The organism is Saccharibacillus sp. O23 (genome assembly GCF_002205895.1).
Lineage (GTDB): Bacteria > Bacillota > Bacilli > Paenibacillales > Paenibacillaceae > Saccharibacillus.
In genome coordinates this window covers 90,456-110,353 of record NZ_NJDE01000011.1, presented here as the reverse complement: position 1 = coordinate 110,353, position 19,898 = coordinate 90,456, and the positions used below count along the sequence as shown (strand labels likewise).

General features: G+C 56.4%; 20 protein-coding genes and 1 riboswitch. Of the genes, 19 read left to right on the top strand and 1 reads right to left on the bottom strand.

The window, feature by feature from the left end; all coding sequences use genetic code 11:
• Positions 1-1,332, top strand: a 1,332-nt coding sequence (locus tag CDO73_RS16325; protein ID WP_088489591.1) for a dihydrolipoamide acetyltransferase family protein, incomplete at its 5' end; no start/stop codon positions are given.
• Positions 1,333-1,559: 227 nt separating this feature from the next.
• Here the strand turns inward: CDO73_RS16325 and prli42 are convergent.
• Positions 1,560-1,655: a stressosome-associated protein Prli42 gene (gene prli42 / locus CDO73_RS16320; protein WP_088489590.1), complete on the bottom strand. Its 96-nt coding sequence runs from the start codon at positions 1,653-1,655 to the stop codon at positions 1,560-1,562.
• A gap of 156 nt (positions 1,656-1,811) precedes the next feature.
• Here prli42 and CDO73_RS16315 point away from each other — a divergent pair, with 156 nt between their 5' ends.
• The 18 genes from CDO73_RS16315 to glpK all read left to right on the top strand — a co-directional run bounded on the left by CDO73_RS16315 (position 1,812) and on the right by glpK (position 19,745).
• Positions 1,812-2,939: a M20/M25/M40 family metallo-hydrolase gene (locus CDO73_RS16315; protein ID WP_088489589.1), complete on the top strand. Its 1,128-nt coding sequence runs from the start codon at positions 1,812-1,814 to the stop codon at positions 2,937-2,939.
• A gap of 61 nt (positions 2,940-3,000) precedes the next feature.
• Positions 3,001-3,564: an NUDIX domain-containing protein gene (locus CDO73_RS16310; protein WP_088489588.1), complete on the top strand. Its 564-nt coding sequence runs from the start codon at positions 3,001-3,003 to the stop codon at positions 3,562-3,564.
• 119 nt (positions 3,565-3,683) lie between these two features.
• Positions 3,684-4,139, top strand: a complete 456-nt coding sequence (fur, locus tag CDO73_RS16305) for a ferric iron uptake transcriptional regulator (RefSeq protein WP_088489587.1) — start codon at positions 3,684-3,686, stop codon at positions 4,137-4,139.
• Positions 4,140-4,344: 205 nt separating this feature from the next.
• Positions 4,345-5,229, top strand: a complete 885-nt coding sequence (gene xerD, locus CDO73_RS16300; protein ID WP_088489586.1) for a site-specific tyrosine recombinase XerD — start codon at positions 4,345-4,347, stop codon at positions 5,227-5,229.
• A 60-nt stretch (positions 5,230-5,289) separates the two neighbouring features.
• On the top strand, positions 5,290-6,120 hold the full coding sequence (locus tag CDO73_RS16295) for a purine-nucleoside phosphorylase (RefSeq protein WP_088489585.1): 831 nt from the start codon (positions 5,290-5,292) through the stop codon (positions 6,118-6,120).
• Positions 6,121-6,275: 155 nt separating this feature from the next.
• A complete protein-coding gene (gene lysA, locus CDO73_RS16290) occupies positions 6,276-7,610 on the top strand; it encodes a diaminopimelate decarboxylase (protein WP_088489584.1) in 1,335 nt (444 codons plus the stop codon).
• Positions 7,611-7,789: 179 nt separating this feature from the next.
• Complete coding sequence (locus tag CDO73_RS16285) at positions 7,790-9,133, top strand: competence protein CoiA family protein (RefSeq protein ID WP_143536140.1); 1,344 nt, start codon at positions 7,790-7,792, stop codon at positions 9,131-9,133.
• Between the two features lie 138 nt (positions 9,134-9,271).
• Positions 9,272-9,706: a peptidylprolyl isomerase gene (locus CDO73_RS16280; protein ID WP_087797023.1), complete on the top strand. Its 435-nt coding sequence runs from the start codon at positions 9,272-9,274 to the stop codon at positions 9,704-9,706.
• A gap of 149 nt (positions 9,707-9,855) precedes the next feature.
• Positions 9,856-10,107 (top strand): hypothetical protein, encoded by a 252-nt coding sequence (locus tag CDO73_RS16275; protein ID WP_088489582.1) that lies wholly within the window; start codon positions 9,856-9,858, stop codon positions 10,105-10,107.
• A gap of 148 nt (positions 10,108-10,255) precedes the next feature.
• A riboswitch (FMN riboswitch) is annotated at positions 10,256-10,423 on the top strand.
• A 406-nt stretch (positions 10,424-10,829) separates the two neighbouring features.
• Positions 10,830-11,495: a riboflavin synthase gene (ribE, locus tag CDO73_RS16270; protein WP_088489581.1), complete on the top strand. Its 666-nt coding sequence runs from the start codon at positions 10,830-10,832 to the stop codon at positions 11,493-11,495.
• Positions 11,496-11,533: 38 nt separating this feature from the next.
• A complete protein-coding gene (locus tag CDO73_RS16265) occupies positions 11,534-12,841 on the top strand; it encodes a bifunctional 3,4-dihydroxy-2-butanone-4-phosphate synthase/GTP cyclohydrolase II (RefSeq protein WP_088489580.1) in 1,308 nt (435 codons plus the stop codon).
• 86 nt (positions 12,842-12,927) lie between these two features.
• Positions 12,928-13,398 (top strand): 6,7-dimethyl-8-ribityllumazine synthase, encoded by a 471-nt coding sequence (gene ribH / locus CDO73_RS16260; RefSeq protein ID WP_088489579.1) that lies wholly within the window; start codon positions 12,928-12,930, stop codon positions 13,396-13,398.
• Between the two features lie 32 nt (positions 13,399-13,430).
• The gene (locus CDO73_RS16255) at positions 13,431-14,222 is read left to right on the top strand and encodes a segregation and condensation protein A (RefSeq protein WP_088489578.1); all 792 of its coding nucleotides are present in this window, start codon (positions 13,431-13,433) and stop codon (positions 14,220-14,222) included.
• Positions 14,191-14,841 carry an SMC-Scp complex subunit ScpB gene (gene scpB / locus CDO73_RS16250; protein ID WP_256972721.1) on the top strand — a complete coding sequence of 217 codons (651 nt, stop codon included), beginning with the start codon at positions 14,191-14,193 and terminating at the stop codon, positions 14,839-14,841. Before CDO73_RS16255 ends, scpB begins: the two co-directional genes overlap by 32 nt.
• 204 nt (positions 14,842-15,045) lie before the next feature.
• The gene (locus CDO73_RS16245; protein ID WP_088489577.1) at positions 15,046-15,777 is read left to right on the top strand and encodes a pseudouridine synthase; all 732 of its coding nucleotides are present in this window, start codon (positions 15,046-15,048) and stop codon (positions 15,775-15,777) included.
• 82 nt (positions 15,778-15,859) lie between these two features.
• Positions 15,860-16,576: a response regulator transcription factor gene (locus CDO73_RS16240; RefSeq protein ID WP_088489576.1), complete on the top strand. Its 717-nt coding sequence runs from the start codon at positions 15,860-15,862 to the stop codon at positions 16,574-16,576.
• Between the two features lies 1 nt (position 16,577).
• Positions 16,578-18,035, top strand: a complete 1,458-nt coding sequence (locus tag CDO73_RS16235; protein WP_088489575.1) for a HAMP domain-containing sensor histidine kinase — start codon at positions 16,578-16,580, stop codon at positions 18,033-18,035.
• Positions 18,036-18,242: 207 nt separating this feature from the next.
• Positions 18,243-19,745: a glycerol kinase GlpK gene (gene glpK, locus CDO73_RS16230; RefSeq protein ID WP_088489574.1), complete on the top strand. Its 1,503-nt coding sequence runs from the start codon at positions 18,243-18,245 to the stop codon at positions 19,743-19,745.
• Positions 19,746-19,898: the final 153 nt, after the last annotated feature.

The window sequence follows — 19,898 nt, the reverse complement described above, 5'->3', positions numbered from 1 at the left end:
TGGATCAAACGACCGGGCGACTCCGTCGAGCTGTACGAACCGTACTGCGAAGTAATCACGGATAAAGTCAACGGCGAGATTCCTTCGACGGAAGAAGGCGTCATGGGCGGACTGCTGGCCTCCGAAGGCCAGGAAGTGGCCGTCGGCGAGATCATCTGCCGCATCGCGGTCGCGGGCGGCAGCTGCGAAGCTTCCGCCGCGTCCGGTCCGGCGGCTCAAGCCGCGCAGCCCGCGGCCCCGGCGCCGTCCGCGCCGCAGCCGGCCGCTTCGCAAGCGGCCGGCGCGCCGCGCCTTACGGGCGATGCGCGCGCCCGCTATTCGCCGGCGGTGCAAGCGCTGGCGGCGCAGCACGGCCTCGATCCGGCCGTCATTCCCGGCAGCGGCATGGGCGGCCGGGTGACGCGCAAAGACGTGCTCCGGCATCTGGAGCACGGAGGCGCGTCCCAAGCGGCCTCGGCCGCTCCGGCGGCGCAGCCTTCGCCGCAGGCGGGCGCGGCCTCGTTCGCCGCTCCGCAGCCGCCGCAGTTCGCGGCTCAGGCCCCGTCGGCCTACAACGAAGTCCGACATTCCGGCCTGCATCTCAGCGAGAATCCGCCGCTGCCGAAGATCGAGATCGAAGACGGCGGACGCGGCAGCAACGAGACGTTTATCGACGTCACGCCGATCCGCAACACGATCGCGACGCGCATGCGCCAGAGCGTGGCCGAGATTCCGCACGGCTGGATGATGATCGAAGTCGACATGACCAATCTGGTCAAACTGCGCAACAAATACAAAGACGAGTTCAAACGCAAAGAAGGCGTCAACCTGACCTATCCGGCGTTCGTCATAAAAGCGGTCGTCAACGCGATCAAAGATTACCCGATCATGAACTCGGTCTGGGCGGTCGACAAGATCATCGTCAAACGCGATATCAACATCTCCCTGGCGGTCGGTACCGAAGATTCCGTACTGACACCGGTGATCAAGAAAGCCGATCAGAAAAACATCGCGGGCCTCGCGATGGAGATCGACGATCTGGCCCGCCGCACGCGCGAACGCACGCTGAAGCTCGACGATATGCAGGGCGGCACGTTCACGGTCAACAACACCGGTTCGTTCGGCTCGATCTTGTCGCAGCCGATCATCAACTACCCGCAGGCGGCTCAGCTCACGTTCGAATCGATCGTCAAACGCCCGGTCGTCATCAACGACATGGTCGGCGTACGCTCGATGGCGAACTTCTGCTTGTCGCTGGACCACCGGATTCTCGACGGCCTGATATGCGGACGTTTCCTGCAGCGGGTCAAAGAAAATCTGGAAGGCTATTCGCTGGACACGAAGCTGTATTGAGGATTCGCACGAGAAAAGAACCGAAAAGCGCGAAGAGATTCGATATTTTCGAAACGGAGATCCCGGGCACCGATGCCGGGATCTTTTTGTCACGATTTTTAACGTGACGGAACACAGGTCCTTTAGAGGGCTTTTTACGGGCCCGCGGTTGTTCGGCTGCCTTTTTCCAAACAAAAAAGCCGACGGAAAAAGCCGGCTTTTTGCGCGTTCGAGAAAACGGGACTCTTTTACAAAAACACTTCGACCAGCCCGAGGAATACCGAGCCGACCATGGCGATCAGCATGACCCAGATAAAGATTTTGAACCATTTTTTGTTTTGCATGAAGCCGTCGAACCTCTTTTCGTCGATAGTGGAGAAGGCCGCGCGGGAGCGCCTTCTTTGGTTTTTGCCTCGATTCCTAGTAAGATAGGAGAGAGGAACGGATCATCCGTTCATGGAATCTATTTTAGCTTATCGGGAAAGCGGAGGGAAGTTTGCATGATGGATACGCAGAGACTGGTGCACGAATTCCTCGAATTGGTGCAAATCGACAGCGAAACGAAAAACGAACGGCTGATCGCCGACGTACTGACCAGCAAGTTCAAACTGCACGGGCTGGAAGTGACGGAAGACGATTCGGCGTCGCGTTCCGGACACGGAGCGGGCAATCTGATCGCGGTGCTGCCGGCGACGGAAGGCGTGGACGCGCCGAAGCTGTTCTTTACCTGCCATATGGATACGGTCGTGCCGGGCCGCGGCATCAAGCCGGTGATCGGCGAAGACGGATGGATCAGAAGTTCCGGCGATACCATTTTGGGCGCGGACGACAAAGCGGGCCTTGCCGCGTTGTTCGAACTCATCCGCGTGCTGCGCGAACAAGAGATTCCGCACGGTCAGATTCAGTTCGTGATCACGGCGGGCGAAGAATCGGGCCTGATGGGCGCGCGCGCGATGGACGCTTCGCTGCTGGACGCGGACTTCGGCTTTGCGGTGGACTCCAACGGCGAGATCGGCGAGATTGCCGTGTCGGCTCCCGCGCAGGCCAAGATCACGATGGAGATTCACGGAAAATCGGCGCATGCCGGCGTGAATCCGGAAGACGGCATCAGCGCGATTCAAGTCGCCGGCAAAGCGATCTCGCGCATGAAGCTTGGCCGCATCGACAAAGACACCACGGCCAACATCGGCAGCTTCTCCGGCGGCGGCGCGACGAACGTCGTGACGGATTTCGCCAAGCTGGAAGCGGAAGCGCGCAGCACGGTGCAGGAGAAAGTCGAAGCGCAGATCGCGTCCATGCGAGAAGCGCTGGAATCCGCATGCGGCGAATACGGCGCCAAAGCGGTCTTCGAGAGCCGCATGGTCTATCCTTCGTTCAGCCATACGGACGACTCCGAAGTGGTGCAGCTGGCGAAAAAAGCGGCGGCGCAGCTCGGTCTCAGCGGACGCACGTTCCAATCGGGCGGCGGCAGCGACGCGAACGTGTTCAACGGCCACGGCGTGCCGACGGTCAACCTGTCGGTCGGTTACGAGAATATCCACACGACCGACGAGAAGATCAAAGTCGAAGATTTGAGCAAACTGGCCGAATTCGTGATCGAGATCGTGCGCCAATCGGTGCGCGGCTGAGCGCAAGAAGCGGCGAAAGCCGGAGTTCCTATTTTATGAAGCGAAGGGCGGAGACGACACGATGGAACCGGGAAAAGAAAAACTGTGGGAAACGACGATAGGCAGCGAGCCTATTTTTGACGGGAAAATCATCAAGGTCCAGATCGATACCGTGAAAATGTCGGACGGCGCGACGGCCAAACGAGAGATCGTCAAACATCCGGGCGCGGTAGCGGTACTGGCGATCCGAGACGATAAGCTGCTGATGGTCGAACAATTCCGTCAGCCGCTCGGACGCACGCAGATCGAGATCCCGGCAGGCAAATTGGAACGGGGCGAAGATCCGCGCGAAGCGGCGGCTCGCGAATTGGAAGAAGAGACCGGATATCGGGCTCCCGAGCTGATCCACCTGTCTTCGTTCTATACTTCGCCGGGCTTCGCGGACGAGATCATCCATTTCTACGCGGCCGAAGAACTGACGCAAGGCACGCTGCAGCCGGACGAAGACGAGTTCTTGGAAGTGATCGAGATGACGCTCGAAGAAGCGTTCGAACATATCCGCGCGGGGCGGATCGGAGACGCCAAGACGCTGATGGCCGTCTACGCTTGGCAGATCCGGAAGCTGACGGGGAATTGGCCGATCTGAAGCTTTGCGAGCGCCGGAAAGGTTTGACTTTAAACCCTGGTAACTTCTATAATAGGGAACGTGAGTTTGAGTGGAGAACGGCCGGCATGAACGGGCATGCTCCGAGGGGGAGGAGAAGCATGGAAGCGCGGATCGACAGTATCAAGCAACAATTGCAGTCCAAAGGATATAAGTTGACGCCCCAGCGGGAAGCAACCGTTCGCGTTTTGCTGGAGAACGAAGAAGACCATCTGAGCGCGGAAGACGTGTTCATGCTGGTCAAGCAGAAAGCGCCGGAGATCGGCCTTGCGACCGTGTATCGCACGCTGGAACTGCTGAGCGAGATGCACGTGGTGGAGAAGATGAATTTCGGCGACGGCGTATCCCGTTACGATCTGAGGGGCGAGTCGAACAAGCATCATCATCACCATCTGATCTGCGTGCAGTGCGGCAGCATGGACGAGATTCGGGAAGATTGGCTGCTGCCGCTCGAAGAGCGGTTGGAACAAGAGTACCGGTTTACGGTTCTGGACCATCGGCTCGATTTTCAAGGCATCTGCCATCGCTGCCGCGATAAGCAGGACGGAAATGCCTGAGCGAGAAAGCGAAGCGAAATCGGTTTGAAGTCCGGGGCGTCATCGCCGCGGCAGGTCCCGGCGGATCGATCTCGATCCGTTCGGGGCTTTTTTTTGCGGCTTGAAGGAGATTCGGCGAGGCCGTGGAATCTTAATTCAACGGGATTCGGAGCTATGCCGAACGGGAGGCGAGCGGTTTCCCGAGGAAGTTTGGAGGGGGCCAACAGTGAATACGCATTTGGACGCGTTTATTACGTATATGTCGGAGGAGAAAGGGCGCTCCGCGAGCACGCTCGAGTCGTACCGGAGAGATCTGGCGCAGTTTCTCGAGTTCGCGGACGGGCGCGGCTTGACCGCCGTGGACGAGATTCGCAAATCGCATATCGCTGCTTATCTCAACGAGATGAAGCGTTCCGGCAAGGCGTCGTCCACCGTCGTGCGCGCTTCGGTCTCTATTCGTTCGTTTTGCCATTATTTGATTCGGCAGTCGATCATCGTGCAGGACCCGTCGATGGATCTGGAGACGCCGAAGCCGGAGAAGAAGCTTCCGGTCGTGCTGTCGGTCTCCGAAGTGGAACGGCTGCTCGGCGCGCCCGATCCGTCGAACGCGCAGGGCGCGCGGGACAAAGCGATGTTGGAAGCCTTATACGCGACCGGCATCCGGGTATCGGAGCTGATCGCGCTGAATCTGGGCGACATCGATTTGCAGTTGAAGTTTCTGCGCTGCGGCGCCGCCGGCAAAGAACGCATCGTCCCGATCGGACGCATGACGGCGGAAGCGGTAGCGGCCTATCTGGGACCGATGCGCGACCAGCTTCTCAAGCACGGACAAGAAGACGCTCTTTTCCTGAATCAGCTCGGCACGCGCCTGACGCGGCAAGGATTCTGGAAGATTATCAAGAAATACGCGTCGGCGGCCGGCATCGAGACGGACATCACGCCGCATACGCTGCGCCATTCGTTTGCCGCGCATCTGCTGGAGAACGGCGCGGATCTGCGCTCGGTGCAGGAGATGCTCGGCCATTCGGACATTTCGACGACGCAGGTCTATACCCATGTGATGAAACGCAATATGAAAGAAGTCTACGAGCTGCATCATCCCCGCGCTTAAGCGCCATCGTCATGCGGGGAGAAGCGGCCGTCCCAAATCAGTTTACGGAGCGTGAAACCAGTGACCAACACCAACACGAACGCAAGCAGCATTCAAGAAGCGGCGGATTATATCCGCTCCAAGACCGATATTCGGCCGGAGATCGGACTGATCCTAGGTTCGGGTCTCGGCATCCTCGCGAACCTGATCGAAGACGCGATCTCGATTCCTTACGAAGACATTCCGCATTTCCCGGTCTCGACCGTGGAAGGGCACGAAGGCGAACTGCTGATCGGCACCATTCAAGGCCGTCCGGTCGTCATGATGAAAGGCCGTTTCCACATGTACGAAGGCTACGCGCCTTCCGTGACGGCGTTCCCGGTTCGCGTGATGAAAAATCTCGGCATCGCCAGCCTGCTCGTCACCAACGCGGCCGGCGGCGTGAACACCTCGTTCTCGCCGGGCGATCTGATGCTGCTGTCGGATCATCTCAATCTGACCGGCAACAGCCCGCTGATCGGACCGAACGACAACGAACTCGGCGTTCGTTTCCCGGACTTGTCCGAAGCATACAGCCGCAGACTGCGTCAGGTTGCCAAAGACGCGGCCGCCGAGCATGATTTTACCTTCAAAGAAGGCGTATACGCCGGACTGCTCGGACCGTCTTACGAGACGCCGGCCGAGATCCGCATGCTGCGTACGCTGGGGGCGGACGCGGTCGGCATGTCTACGGTTTCCGAGACGATCGTGGCGCGCCACGCCGGCATCGAAGTGCTCGGAATCTCCTGCATCACCAACATGGCCGCGGGTATTCTGGATCAGCCGCTGTCGCACGCCGAAGTCATGGAGACGGCCGAATTGGTCAAAGAAAAGTTCTTGAGTCTCGTGCTCGGCATCATCCCGAACATGTAAATTCGCGCGGCAGGGAGCAAAAACACAAATCTCCTGCGCATTAATCCATTCAGAGGCAATCGAAGGGTCTGCTATACTGGGTACAAATCCCGGCGCAGGCCCTTTTGCTTCATCATTAAACGGCCCGAGGTCCGGAACACATCGGAGGAATACACATGTATCTGCACGGAACGAGCAAGATCAATGCCGCAGGGCATTTGGAAATCGGAGGCTGCGACGTCGTCGAACTGAAGCAGACGTACGGCACTCCGCTGTATATTATGGACGAGACGTTGATCCGCCGCCGCGCGCGCGAATACCGCGAAGCGTTCGAAGCATCCGGCCTGACGTTCCAAGTCGCTTACGCGAGCAAAGCGTTCAGCACGGTCGCCATGTGCCGCATCGCCGACGAAGAAGGCTTGTCGCTGGACGTCGTGTCCGACGGCGAACTCTATACGGCGCTCAAAGCGGGATTCCCGGCGCACCGCATCCATTTCCACGGCAACAACAAGACGCCTGACGAGATCGAGATGGCGCTCGACGCGAAGATCGGCTGCTTCGTGGCGGACAACTTCACGGAACTTCAGATGCTCCAAGCGATCGCCGCGGACCGCAATGAGAAAGTAAGCATCCTGCTCCGCGTGACGCCGGGCGTCGAAGCGCATACGCACGAATATATCTCCACCGGTCAGACCGATTCCAAATTCGGTTTCGATATCCAGAACGGCACGGCGATCGAAGCGGTCAAGACGGCTGCCGGCCTGCCGAACCTCGAACTGCTTGGCCTGCATTCTCATATCGGTTCGCAGATCTTCGAGACGGAAGGTTTCGAGATGGCGGTCGAACGCGTGGCGGGCTTCGCGCGCGACGTGAAGGAGCAGCTCGGCATCGAATTCAAAGTCGTGAATCTGGGCGGCGGCTTCGGAATCCGTTATACGGAAGGCGATACGCCGCTGCAAGTCTCCGAATACGTCAAAGCGATCACGGACGCGGTCAAAAAAGGCTTCGCCGGCATCAACGCGCAGCTTCCGCAGATCTGGGTCGAACCGGGCCGCAGCCTCGTCGGCGACGCGGGCACGACGCTGTATACGGTCGGCACGAGCAAAGACATTCCGGGCGTGCGCAAATACGTGGCGGTAGACGGCGGCATGACCGACAACCCGCGTCCGGCGCTCTACGAATCGAAATACGAAGCGCTGCTGGCGAACCGCGCGGGCGACGCGAACGAAGAGACCGTCTCGATCGCCGGCAAATGCTGCGAGAGCGGCGATATGCTGATCTGGGACGTCGAGCTGCCGAAGCCGAACACCGGCGATCTGCTGGCCGTAGCCTGCACGGGCGCTTACAACTACGCGATGGCGAGCAACTACAACCGTATCCGCCGTCCGGCCGTCGTCTTCGTCAGAGACGGACAAAGCGATCTGGTCGTCCGCCGCGAGAGTCTGGAAGACATCGTGGGCAACGATCTGATCCCGGCTCGGATGGAGAAGCAGGGCGTGGAAGCGAAGTAAGCTTTCTAACAAGTATAATATGTAAAAAAAACCGAGTCTCATTTATTATGAGATTCGGATTTTTTAATTGCGATTCGTTTGAAAATAAAGGTTTATAATCGTGCTTCTGGAATATTCTAATAAAGGAGTTTCTGCTACATGTCTCTCTTTTTATTTGACCAAATTCCGAGGTGAATGATGTGGAAAGAGCATTTTTGCTTAATAGGTTGGTTAATGTAGAAGAAGAAAAACAAAAGCTTTATGATTTAGGTTACGATTGGATTTCAGTGAAAAATATTTTAGAAACACAATTCAGAAATCATTCTAAGAAAAATGCCTTTTACTGTGAATGTTGCGGGTCTATTGTACATATGGTTTTGTCAGAAACGTTTCGTAGTTGTCATTTCAAACATAAGTCTAAAGAAGAATGCGTTGGCTCAATGAATTATAAACATTACGAAAAATATCGAAAACTTGAAAGTGACACGCATAGAGTAGGGGTAACGATCTTACAAGAATACATATCTACTCAACTAAACTTGTATAAATGTAAAGTCCAAAGAGGGTACTTGCTTAAAAAAGAGATGGATTTCGTCCCAGATCTTTCTATTGAATTTTCTGACGGTGAGGTTTGGGTGATCGATTATATAACAGGTTCTCGTAATGATAATAAATACAGCAAGTTTCTTCAAAATAAAATAACAAGCTATAAAGCGGAAGGTTTTCGATACTTTTTTATTGTGAATGAAGATTGGCAATCTGCGCTTGAATCGAACGAATTTATTTCTTTTTTTGATTCGGAACAGCTAGTAAGCAGAATTACTGCATACGATGAAATATGGATCGAGTTTATTAGGAGGCTTTGCAGCCAATACGGAGAAGAAGCAATCTTTCGAAACCAGCATGATTTCTCACCTGATTTAAGTGCTATAAGGACTATAGTTTACTTCGATCAGAAGAAAGTTATTGCGAAAGTTATGAGGTATGTCGCGCCATTACGATACTCTAAGTTTAATAATTGGGGACGTCTTATACATCCAGTACAAAAAGTTCCGTTAGAACGCATATTTACCTTGGACAACGAATTAAAAGATTTTTTATGGGTTTCTCATAATGAAGCTGAATTGCTTAATAAGTTTTACCATTCCGTTCAAAGAAATGCCTTGATGATATCTCAAAAAAAGATAAATGATTCTAAAAATGAATATACTTCAACTTTGATAAGAAAGTTTGAGCTTAAGAGTAATACGAACATTCTCGTGCAAGCCCCTATTGAAAATGAATCGATTGTTGGTGATTATTCCTTCAAACGTAGAATTGAAGCAACTTCTGATTTGCTAGAAAAGACTAGAATTTGTTTAGAAGTTGTAGAATTATGCGAGCAATCGGAGAAAATAAAAGAATACCCTAATATGCGTAAACGAACGGGCTCAGCTAAGATTATTTGCATGTCCGCTTTTGATCGGAACTCTATAGATTACGAAGAATGGCGTAGTTTAAAATCCGAAATAGATAATTTACTTAGTTTTATTGGAGCAAGCTAGAATTTGAATTTGATTAATTTAACGGCATCGCAAGTCTTTGCTTTGTTCTCCCTTTTCGGGTACACTGGTTAAGGTTGCCGAAGACCTCGCGCGGCGAGATTCGGCCAAATTCGATCCAACCTAAGGGAGATGACCATGATGAAAAAAGGATATATCGAGCTCGAAAACGGCGGTCACGTCGAAATTGAATTCCTGCCGGAAGAAGCACCGAACACGGTAGCGAACTTCGAGAAACTGGCGAACTCCGGTTTCTACGACGGTCTGTCTTTCCACCGCGTCATTCCGGGCTTCGTCGCGCAAGGCGGCTGCCCGAACGGGACAGGCACAGGCGGCCCGGGCTGGCAGATCGACTGCGAAACGTCCACGAACGTGACTCGTCACGCCAAAGGCGTTCTGTCGATGGCTCACGCCGGCAAGAACACGGGCGGCAGCCAGTTCTTCATCTGCTACGGCCCGCAGCCGCACCTCGACGGCGTTCACACCGTATTCGGCAAAGTGACGAGCGGCATGGAATTCATCGACGGCGTGAAGCAAGGCGACAAGATGAAAGAAGTCAAAGTCGTTACGGAATAATTTCCGTCGACCGCTTCGTCAAGAACCTTCTCCGGAATTGATCCGGGGGAGGTTCTTTTTTTGTAGGTTAACCGTTTTCGAACAATCGTGTATAGTAGTAGAAAGTAGTCGCTTACATGCCTCATCATTTCATGCAAAGGAGCACTCTTATGCAACGTTTTCTTCAAATCGGCTATGCCGTCTTTTTCGTGATCGGCCTGCTTATGCTGCTTGTCCTGCCTTGGCCCAACGGCACCGCGATGTACCCGTTCATGGTCATGATCATCTGCGCTTGGGGATTCTGGTATGCCGGGAAAAAACATAAACGCAGCACCCCGAGTCCTTCAGCGAACATGAAGAACCGGACGAACACAAGAAACCAAACCAATACGAGAACTCAGAAGAAAAGCAAAAAAAAGTGAAAAAGGCTTAAAGAATAGAGCAGGTACCGCGATCGGCAGCCGTTTCGGACAAGCGATTCGGCCGTTCATCGGTCCGTCATTGCATTTCCTTGTCTACCGTGCTACCATCATAACCAATACCGTACTCCGGGCATTACCGGGTACTCATACACTCTTTCGGGGCGGGGCGCAATTCCCCACCGGCGGTGACGGCGTCGATCTTCGCGGATCGCAGCGCCGAAGTCCGTGACCCGGATCGCTTCTTAAGCGAAGCTTTTCGGCTGACCCGGTGCAATTCCGGGACCGACAGTTATAGTCTGGATGGGAGAAAGAGAAAAGGAACCGTCGTATTTGCTTGGCTTGCGAACGATCGGCTTTGCTGCCGCGTCGTTGCAAGGATAGGCTCTGGCGAAGAGGCATAGCGTCGAAAAAAGCGGAATGATCCTGAAATTTTCGTTTTCGGTCATTCGTCCGTTTTTTCACAATCTATGCTTGGTCTTCGACTGCGGCCGATCGGCAGATGCAAACGGCAGGACGTGTCTATTCGGCATACCTGTTTATTTGCGTACCGATTTTTCGGCAAATACGCGAATTCGACTTTTCAATCCCAGGCCCCGCCTTCGAACATGACGTTCGAGAGCGGGGCCTTTTGCGCGCGGCGAAGCTGCCGCACGCGCCCAATAGAGCATACGGAGACGGTATGGCCGCGTATCGGCGGACAAGAACAAGAGAGGAGGAAACTTATGTTTACCGGTCTGATCGAAGAAGTAGGCAGCCTGCGGCGCGCCGAGCGGCGCGGAGAAGCGATGGTGCTGACGCTGGGCGCGAAAAAGGTGCTGGAGCATGTGGCGATCGGAGACAGCATCGCCGTGAACGGCGTGTGCCTGACCGTGACGAGTTACGAACGGGATCAATTTACGGTCGACGTCATGCCGCAGACTTACCGCAGCAGCAATCTGAGTACGCTCGGCAGCGGAAGTCCGGTCAATCTGGAACGGGCGCTCGCGGCGAACGGACGGTTCGGCGGACATATCGTGCAGGGGCATGTGGACGGCACGGCGCAGATCGTGTCGGTCGAACGCGACCAGAACGCCGTCGTATTCACGTTAAAGGCGGACGATCCGCACATGATGCGCTACGTCATCGGCAAAGGGTCGATCGCGATCGACGGGATCAGCTTGACGGTGACGCATGCGGAGAACGGCCATTTCGGCGTATCGATTATCCCGCATACGCTCGGCGAGACGGCCCTTCAGCATAAAAAGGCGGGCAGTTCCGTCAACGTCGAATGCGATATTTTGGGCAAATACGTCGAGCATCTGCTCGGTTTCGGGAAGAAGGACAACGCGCAGGCGAAGACGTTCTCCGCGATCGACGAGAGTTTCTTGTCGCGGCACGGATACGCTTAAGAGCACGGATGCGCCGAAGAGATAGAGGAGGAACAACGATGGACGAACGATTTGCTTTCGACAGCATCGACGACGCGATCGCCGATCTCAAAGCCGGCCGCATCATTCTGGTCGTCGATGACGAAGACCGCGAGAACGAAGGGGATTTCGTGGCGCTGGCCGACCGGATTACCCCGGAGAACCTGAACTTCATGATCACCGAAGGACGCGGGTTGGTCTGCCTGCCGATCACGCGCCAGCGGGCCGAACTGCTGGAACTGGAGCCGATGACGGCGCGCAACACGGATTTTCACGGAACGGCTTTTACCGTATCGGTCGATCATGTCCAGACGACGACGGGGATCTCCGCGCACGAGCGGGCGCTAACGGCGCAGGCGATCACGCGGCTCGAGACGACGGCCGACGATTTCCGAAGACCGGGCCATATGTTCCCGCTGATCGCCAAAGACGGCGGCGTTCTGCGGCGGGCCGGCCATACGGAGGCGGCGGTCGATCTGGCGCGCCTCAGCGGAGCGGAACCGGCCGGCGTGATCTGCGAAGTGATCAAAGAAGACGGCAGCATGGCCCGTCTGCCGGATCTGATCGAACTGGCGAAGAGACGGGACATGAAGCTGATCAGCATCAAAGACTTGATCCAATACCGCAGCGAACGCGAGCAGTTGGTAAGCCGCGAAGTCGAAGTGCGGCTGCCGACGGATTTCGGCGAATTCCGCGCCGTCGCGTACAGCAACAAGATCGACGACAAAGAGCATGTGGCGCTGGTCAAAGGCGAGATCGATCCGGATAAGCCGGTGCTGGTGCGGGTCCATTCCGAATGCCTCACCGGAGACGTGTTCCATTCCCATCGCTGCGATTGCGGGCCGCAGTTGGAAGCCGCTCTGCGGCAGATCGAAGCGGAAGGCGCCGGAGTGCTGCTCTACATGCGCCAAGAAGGACGCGGCATCGGCCTGATCAACAAACTGAAAGCTTACAAGCTTCAGGAAGAAGGCATGGATACCGTCGAAGCGAACATGGCGCTCGGTTTCGCCGCCGATCTGCGCGAGTACGGGATCGGGGCGCAGATTCTGAGCGATCTCGGCGTGCGGAAGATCCGGCTGCTGACCAATAATCCGCGCAAGATCAAAGGATTGCAAGGACACGGCCTGGAGATCGCGGATCGGGTGCCGATCCAGATGCCGGAGAACGCCGACAATTCGGGTTATCTGCATACCAAACAGTCGAAGCTCGGGCATCTGCTGAATTTCGGGGCAAGAGAAGGAACGATCGCGGAAGAATCGAAGGAAACGCTTCAACCGCTGGAACAGAACGAAGCGCCGGCCGCGCCGGAGAACGACGCGAAGCCGTAGGCAGCCGGAAGATCAAGAAATTTGTAAAACCGAGGCTACAAAACGGTCAATCTAGTATACAATAGACAAAGGATGGTTGATGACAAATGGCAAACGTATTCGAAGGACACTTGGTCTCGCAGGGATATAAATTCGGAATCGTCGTAGGACGGTTCAACGAATTCATCACGTCGAAGCTGCTGACGGGCGCGCTCGACGCGCTGAAGCGCCACGGCGCGGAAGACGGCGACGTGGACGTGGCATGGGTACCGGGCGCGTTCGAGATTCCGCTGATCGCGCAGAAGATGGCCGAGAGCGGGAAGTACGACGCGGTAATCACGCTCGGGACCGTTATCCGCGGTTCGACGACGCATTACGATTATGTCTGCAACGAAGTGGCGAAAGGCGTGTCCGCGATCAATTTGAAAACGGGCGTTCCGACGATCTTCGGCCTCGTCACCACCGAAAATATCGAACAGGCGATCGAGCGTGCGGGAACCAAAGCCGGCAACAAAGGCTGGGATTCGGCGCTTGCGGCGCTTGAAATGGCCAGCCTGACCCGTCAATTCGAAGGCTGACCGTTCGCAATACGGGCGGAGGGGAAAACGGCTTGACTGTACTATACAAACTGGAAACGTTCGAAGGGCCGCTCGACCTGCTGCTGCACCTGATCGACAAAGCGGAGATCGATATTCAGCAGATCCCCGTCAGCGAGATCACGGAACAGTATATGGCATACCTGCGAAGCATGCAGGAGCTCGAGTTGGAAGTCACGAGCGAATTTCTGGTCATGGCGGCGACGCTGCTCTCGATCAAGAGCAAACTGCTTCTGCCTAAACCTCCGGTCCTGGATATGGAAGAGTACGATTTCTACGAAGAGGAAGAACCCGATCCGCGGGAGGACCTGATTCGCAGACTGACCGAATATCGGAAGTATAAGAGCATCGCCGGCCTGCTGCACGAGAAAGAGTACGAGCGCGGCCGCATTTATATCCGGGAACCGGACGATCTGGCGACGTTTCTGCCGGAAGAAGATTCCAACCCGGTCGAAGGGCTGCATGTCGGCGATCTCGTCTCCGCGCTTCAGCGCGCGCTGCTTCGGGCCGACCGCAAACCGGTCGTCGCCCGGATCCGCCGGGACGAGATCTCGGTCAAAGACCGGATGCGGGATCTGGAAAGCGCGCTTCGCGGCGCGGGCCCGGGAGGGCGAATATTGTTCTCGAGCGTGTTGCACGAACGGATGTACAGACAGGAGATCGTCGTGACCTTCCTCGCCGTACTCGAACTGATGAAGATGAAGCAGGTGAGCTGCTATCAGGATCGGCTGTTCGACGATATCGTAATGGAGTGGAGAGGGGAAACGGCGTCAAATGGATTTGCAGACGTTGAAGTCGATTATTGAAGGTCTCCTGTTTCTGGCGGGAGACGAAGGATTGAATATCAGGCAGGTCGCCGAGATTACCGAATGCAAACCGGGCGAAGCGCAGAAAGCGGTCGAAAGCTTGCAGCGCGATCTGCGCAAGTCGGGAAGAGGGCTGCGGGTCACGAAGTTGGCCGGCGCTTATCATCTGACCACGCTGCCGGAACATTCCGAATATTTCGAGCGTTTGGCGTATTCGCCGGCGCGCGCGACGCTGTCGCAGGCCGCTCTGGAGACGCTCGCGATCGTGGCGTACCGCCAGCCGATCACGCGCATCGAGATCGAAGAAATTCGCGGCGTGAAGTCCGAACGGGCGATTCATACGCTGACGAACAAGAATTTGATCGTCGAGACCGGACGCGCCGACGCGATCGGACGTCCGATCTTGTACGGAACGACCAAAGCGTTTCTGGATTATTTCGGTCTCGGGGGTCTGGAAGAGCTTCCCGACGCTTCCGCGTTCGAAGCGATGGTGGCTTCCGAAGAAGAAGAACGTCTTCTTTTCGGCGGCGCCTCCGATCTGCCCGGCGAGTCCGGCGGAGAAGATCTGCCGGAAGAGGCATATCGCGAAGAAGAGACGCAGGAGAACTCCGGCGAATAAAAACGACGGGATTTGCGGATGAGGCCTTACCCCGGCAGGGGAACGGGCCTCATTTTGCATGTCCGGGCAGACGGGAACGACAGGTTCGCGGGCTTCCCGTTTTTCCGGCTCGAAAAGATGGCGAAACCGTGAAAACGGCGCTCGCCGATGCTTGTGATTTTACGCCTGTATAGGTATGATGGAATATGAGGTGACTGGATGACTATGGAACGATTACAGAAAATTTTAGCCCAAGCCGGCGTGGCTTCGAGACGGAAATGCGAGGAGCTTATTCAGGCGGGCAAGGTCGAGGTGAACGGCGAGGTCGTGACCGAGCTGGGAACCAAAGCCGATCCGGACACGGACGAGATCAGCGTCAGCGGGCGGCCGATCAAAGCGCAGCAGAAGCTGTACCTGATGCTCAACAAGCCGAAAGGCGTAATCACGAGCGCAACGGACCCGGAAGGCCGCAAGGTCGTAACCGATTACATTAAAGGAATCAAAGAGCGCGTTTATCCGGTAGGACGTCTGGATTACGATTCGGAAGGACTGCTGCTGCTCACGAACGACGGCGAACTGGCCCAGAAGCTGACCCATCCGAGCCATCACGTGCCCAAGACTTATCTGGCGACGGTGGAAGGAATCCCTCACGGGGACTCCCTCGACAAGCTGAGACGGGGGATTCAGCTGGAAGACGGCATGACGGCCCCGGCCGAGCTTGATTATTACGACGTCGATCAAGAGAAGAAGCAGGCGACGATCCGCATCACGATCTACGAAGGCAAGAATCGTCAGGTCCGGCGGATGTTCGACGCGATTTCGCATCCGGTCAAGCGTCTCAAACGGATCGCGATGGGAAATCTGTATTTGCAGAATCTGAAACGCGGCTTATATCGTCATCTGACCAAAAGCGAAGTGAACGAGCTGAAGCAGCTTTTAGAGAAAAAGAATTCTTAGAACTTGATCGGGAATCTCACGGGACCGGAGCAAGAGCGGTCCTTCATCCGCGGCATCCCGTAGACGAAAGGATTGTGGCATCGTGGCTGATCAAAAAGAGCGTATTCTCGTAGTGGACGACGAAGAAAGAATCCGGCGTCTGCTTCGCATGTATCTGGAAAAAGAAGGCTATGAAATCGAAGAAGCGGAGGACGGCGAGACCGCTCTGCAAAAAGCGACCGACGGCGATTACACGCTGGTCATTCTGGACGTCATGCTGCCCGGCATCGACGGCGTGGAAGTCTGCGCGCGCCTGCGTCAAGTCAAATCGACGCCGGTATTGATGCTCACGGCCAAAGGCGAAGAAGTGAACCGCGTGCAAGGGTTCGAAGTCGGTGCCGACGATTACGTCGTCAAACCGTTCAGCCCGCGCGAAGTCATCTATCGGGTAAAAGCGATCCTGCGCCGTTCTTCGGCGACCGCTTATCTGACCAAAGAAAGCGGAACGAGCAACAATATCGTATTCCCGCATCTGACGATCGAACACGACGCGCACCGCGTGCTGGCCGGTGGTCACGAAGTCAGCCTGACGCCGAAAGAATACGAGCTGCTTCATTATTTGGCCGTGTCTCCGGACAAAGTCTTCTCCCGGGAAGAACTGCTCAAAGACGTCTGGAATTACGAATTTTTCGGCGACCTGCGCACGGTGGACACTCACGTCAAGCGGTTGCGTGAAAAGTTGAACAAGGTTTCGCCCGACTCCGCTTCCATGATCACTACGGTATGGGGCGTCGGCTACAAACTGGAGGTTCCGAAGTAAGATGGGCGGGTGGGCTGAAAGGATCGGCACGCTGTGGCGGACGTTGGTCGGCAAGCTGTGGTTAACGATCATTGCGCTTGTCGCCTGCGTCCTGCTGACTCTGGGCTTTTTCCTGCTGCCTTACGTCGATATCGCGTTCGCGAATTCCGCGGCCGTCAAACGAATGCTCATTTACGTAGGAATCGTGGGCTTTTCGATGACGACCGTCTTTGCGTTGTTCCTGCTCAAAAAAATCACCCAGCCGATGCGGCAATTGATCGACGCGGCGGATTCCGTTCGTCAGGGCGATTACGGAACGCGGGTGCATGTGCAGGCGCATGACGAAATCGGCGAGCTGGCGAGCACCTTTAACCTGATGGCCGTAAGGCTCGAAGAAAATATCCGCGACCTGAACATCGAAAAAGAACAGTTGGCCGGCGTGCTGCGAAGCATGAGCGACGCCATGATCACGTTCGATCGCGAAGGCCGCGTGCAGCTCACCAATCCGGGAGGCGACCGCCTGCTTCAGGATTGGAAAAAAATCAGTTGGGAAGACGAATCGGTTCCGGATGCCGCTTCTTCGCAGGCCACGATTCCCGAACCGCTGTTTCCGCTGTTCGAGCAGGTCACGACGACGCTCGAAGACCGCAGCGCCAACGTGCTCGTTCGTCAGAGCGTATGGGCCGTCAATATGGCGCCGCTTTTTCAAGACAACGAAGTGCGGGGAGCGGTGGCCGTGCTTCGCGACGTGACCGAAGCCGTGAACATGGAGAAGATGCGCAAAGATTTCGTGGCGAACGTCTCGCACGAGATCCGTACGCCGCTGTCCATGATGCAAGGTTACAGCGAAGCGCTGCTCGACGGATTCGCCGATTCGCCGGAAGAACGGGAAGAGCTGCTGCACGTCATTCATGACGAGTCGCTGCGAATGGGCCGGTTGGTCAAAGACCTGCTCGATCTGGCGAGAATGGAAGCCGGTCATACGGATATTGTCCGCAACCGGGTCGATATCGGCGAATTGGTCGAACGGGTCTATCGCAAATTCGCCGTTCGGGCGAAAGACGGCGAATTGAACTTCCGGCTCGAACGCGCGGAAGGCGAATTGGTTCTGGATCAGGCGGACGAAGATCGCTTGGAACAGGTCGTGACCAATCTGCTCGACAACGCTTTTCGTCATACGCCTCCGGGGCGCGGCGTGACGATCGCGGTCAAACCGGCGCTGAGCGAAGGCGAGGCGCTGACGATCTTCGTGGCCGACGAAGGCCGAGGGATTCCTGCCGAAGACGTGCCTTATATCTTCGAACGGTTCTACAAAGCCGACAAAGCCAGAACGCGGGCCGCTTCGAGCGGTACCGGGTTGGGACTGGCCATCGTCAAAAATATCGTGGATGCTCACGGCGGACGCATTCAGGTCGAAAGCGTGGTCGACGAGGGCACGAAGTTCCGCGTACTGCTGCCCAAGCACGGCAAAAGCCTTTGACGATACACGTCGGACGGCGTAAGCGGCGGATCGGTCGGAAAGGTTGAAACGCGAACATGCCGGAGCATTTCCGGCATGTTTTTTTGTCGAGCGCTTTTCGTGATAAAATAGGGAAACGTTCTTTTTACGCAAAGCGCGAAACCGAATCGGATTCGGATATTCGGGGGTTGGACGACTATAGACAGGCGACGGAAAGGAAGGATTGGCATGAACGGCACGTTTATTTTGGCGCTGGATCAAGGAACCACCAGTTCCCGGGCGATTCTCTTCGACGGAGAGGCAAGACCGGTTGCCGTGGGACAGCGGACTTTTTCGCAGCATTTTCCTTCTCCGGGGCAGGTAGAACACGATCCGGAAGAGATCTGGAACAGCCAGTTGGAAGCGGCGCGGGAAGCGATCTCGATTTCGGGAGCGCAGCCCGAACGGATTGCGGCGATCGGGATCACGAATCAGCGCGAGACGACCTTGGTCTGGGAACGGGAGACCGGCAAGCCGATCGGACCGGCGATCGTCTGGCAGGATCGGCGTACGGCCCCGTTATGCGAAGAGTTGAAAAAACGAGGACTGGAAAGCTACATACACGAGACGACGGGACTCGTGGTCGACGCGTATTTCTCGGCCACCAAGATCGCTTGGATGCTGGAGCATATTCCCGGCGCGAGAGCGCGCGCCGAAGCGGGCGAATTGTTGGCCGGAACGGTGGATACGTGGCTGATCTGGAAACTGACGGGCGGACGGTCGCACGTAACGGACGTAACCAATGCTTCGCGGACCATGCTGTTCGATATCGGACGGCTGGCTTGGGACGAACGCCTGCTGCGCGAGTTGAATATTCCGGCTTCCATGCTGCCGGAAGTCTTGATGTCCGGCGCGGATTTCGGAACGACGCTGCCGGAATGGTTCGGCGGCGCGGAGATCCGAATCGCTTCGGTGCTCGGCGATCAGCAGGCCGCTTTGTTCGGGCATGCCTGCGTGGAAGCGGGCCATGCGAAAAATACGTACGGTACGGGCTGCTTCATTCTGCTGAATACCGGCAGCGAACGGGTGAACTCGACGCACGGCCTGCTGTCGACCATCGCTTGGGGCTGGCAGGACGAGCTGCATTACGCGCTCGAAGGCAGCGTGTTCGTGGCCGGCGCCGCCGTGGAATGGCTCAAAGACGGACTGAATCTGATCGCCGACCCGAGCGAATCGGAAGCTCTTGCCGCGAGCGTCGAAGATTCCGGCGGCGTCGTGATCGTTCCCGCTTTCACGGGGCTGGGCGCTCCGTACTGGGACATGTACGCCAGAGGCGCCGTATTCGGCTTGACGCGCGGCACGCAGCCGGGCCATATCGCCCGCGCGACGCTGGAATCGCTGGCGCTTCAGACCCGCGACGTCACGAACGCCATGGAGAAAGATTCGGGCATTCCGCTACGCGAGCTGCGGGTGGACGGCGGCGCGGTACGCAACGGGATCTTGATGCAGTTCCAGGCGGATATTCTCGGTCTGGATGTCGTGCGTACCGAACAGACCGAGACCACCGCGCTCGGTGCCGCCATGCTGGCCGGGCTGCAGTGCGGATTATGGGAGCGGGATCAGTTCCGCTCGTTCAATCGTCCGGACGCGTTCTTCCGGCCGGAGATGGAAGCTTCGCTGCGGGAGAAGACGTATCGCCGCTGGCAGAACGCCGTCGAGCGCACGCGCGGCTGGGAAGAGCCGGAGGAATGAGGAGGGGACTGCGGGTTTCGGTTTTGTTTCGTTAGGGTCCGACCGAAACCCGTACGGTTCGGCGCTTGAGCAGAACGAGATCTCTTTTCGCGAGAAAAAAGCTGTACGCGGCGTAAACCGCGTACAGCTTTTTTTGATCCGAACGACTTCGGG

Excerpts from the sequence above, each read along its gene's own strand:
- CDO73_RS16245 (WP_088489577.1), top strand. The coding sequence starts at position 15,046 with ATGGAACGATTACAGAAAATTTTAGCCCAAGCCGGCGTGGCTTCGAGA.
- lysA (WP_088489584.1), top strand. The coding sequence starts at position 6,276 with ATGTATCTGCACGGAACGAGCAAGATCAATGCCGCAGGGCATTTGGAA.
- glpK (WP_088489574.1), top strand. The coding sequence starts at position 18,243 with ATGAACGGCACGTTTATTTTGGCGCTGGATCAAGGAACCACCAGTTCC.
- CDO73_RS16265 (WP_088489580.1), top strand. The coding sequence starts at position 11,534 with ATGGACGAACGATTTGCTTTCGACAGCATCGACGACGCGATCGCCGAT.
- ribH (WP_088489579.1), top strand. The coding sequence starts at position 12,928 with ATGGCAAACGTATTCGAAGGACACTTGGTCTCGCAGGGATATAAATTC.
- ribE (WP_088489581.1), top strand. The coding sequence starts at position 10,830 with ATGTTTACCGGTCTGATCGAAGAAGTAGGCAGCCTGCGGCGCGCCGAG.
- CDO73_RS16280 (WP_087797023.1), top strand. The coding sequence starts at position 9,272 with ATGAAAAAAGGATATATCGAGCTCGAAAACGGCGGTCACGTCGAAATT.
- CDO73_RS16310 (WP_088489588.1), top strand. The coding sequence starts at position 3,001 with ATGGAACCGGGAAAAGAAAAACTGTGGGAAACGACGATAGGCAGCGAG.
- fur (WP_088489587.1), top strand. The coding sequence starts at position 3,684 with ATGGAAGCGCGGATCGACAGTATCAAGCAACAATTGCAGTCCAAAGGA.
- CDO73_RS16235 (WP_088489575.1), top strand. The coding sequence starts at position 16,578 with ATGGGCGGGTGGGCTGAAAGGATCGGCACGCTGTGGCGGACGTTGGTC.
- CDO73_RS16315 (WP_088489589.1), top strand. The coding sequence starts at position 1,812 with ATGATGGATACGCAGAGACTGGTGCACGAATTCCTCGAATTGGTGCAA.
- scpB (WP_256972721.1), top strand. The coding sequence starts at position 14,191 with ATGGATTTGCAGACGTTGAAGTCGATTATTGAAGGTCTCCTGTTTCTG.
- prli42 (WP_088489590.1), bottom strand. The coding sequence starts at position 1,655 with ATGCAAAACAAAAAATGGTTCAAAATCTTTATCTGGGTCATGCTGATC.
- CDO73_RS16275 (WP_088489582.1), top strand. The coding sequence starts at position 9,856 with ATGCAACGTTTTCTTCAAATCGGCTATGCCGTCTTTTTCGTGATCGGC.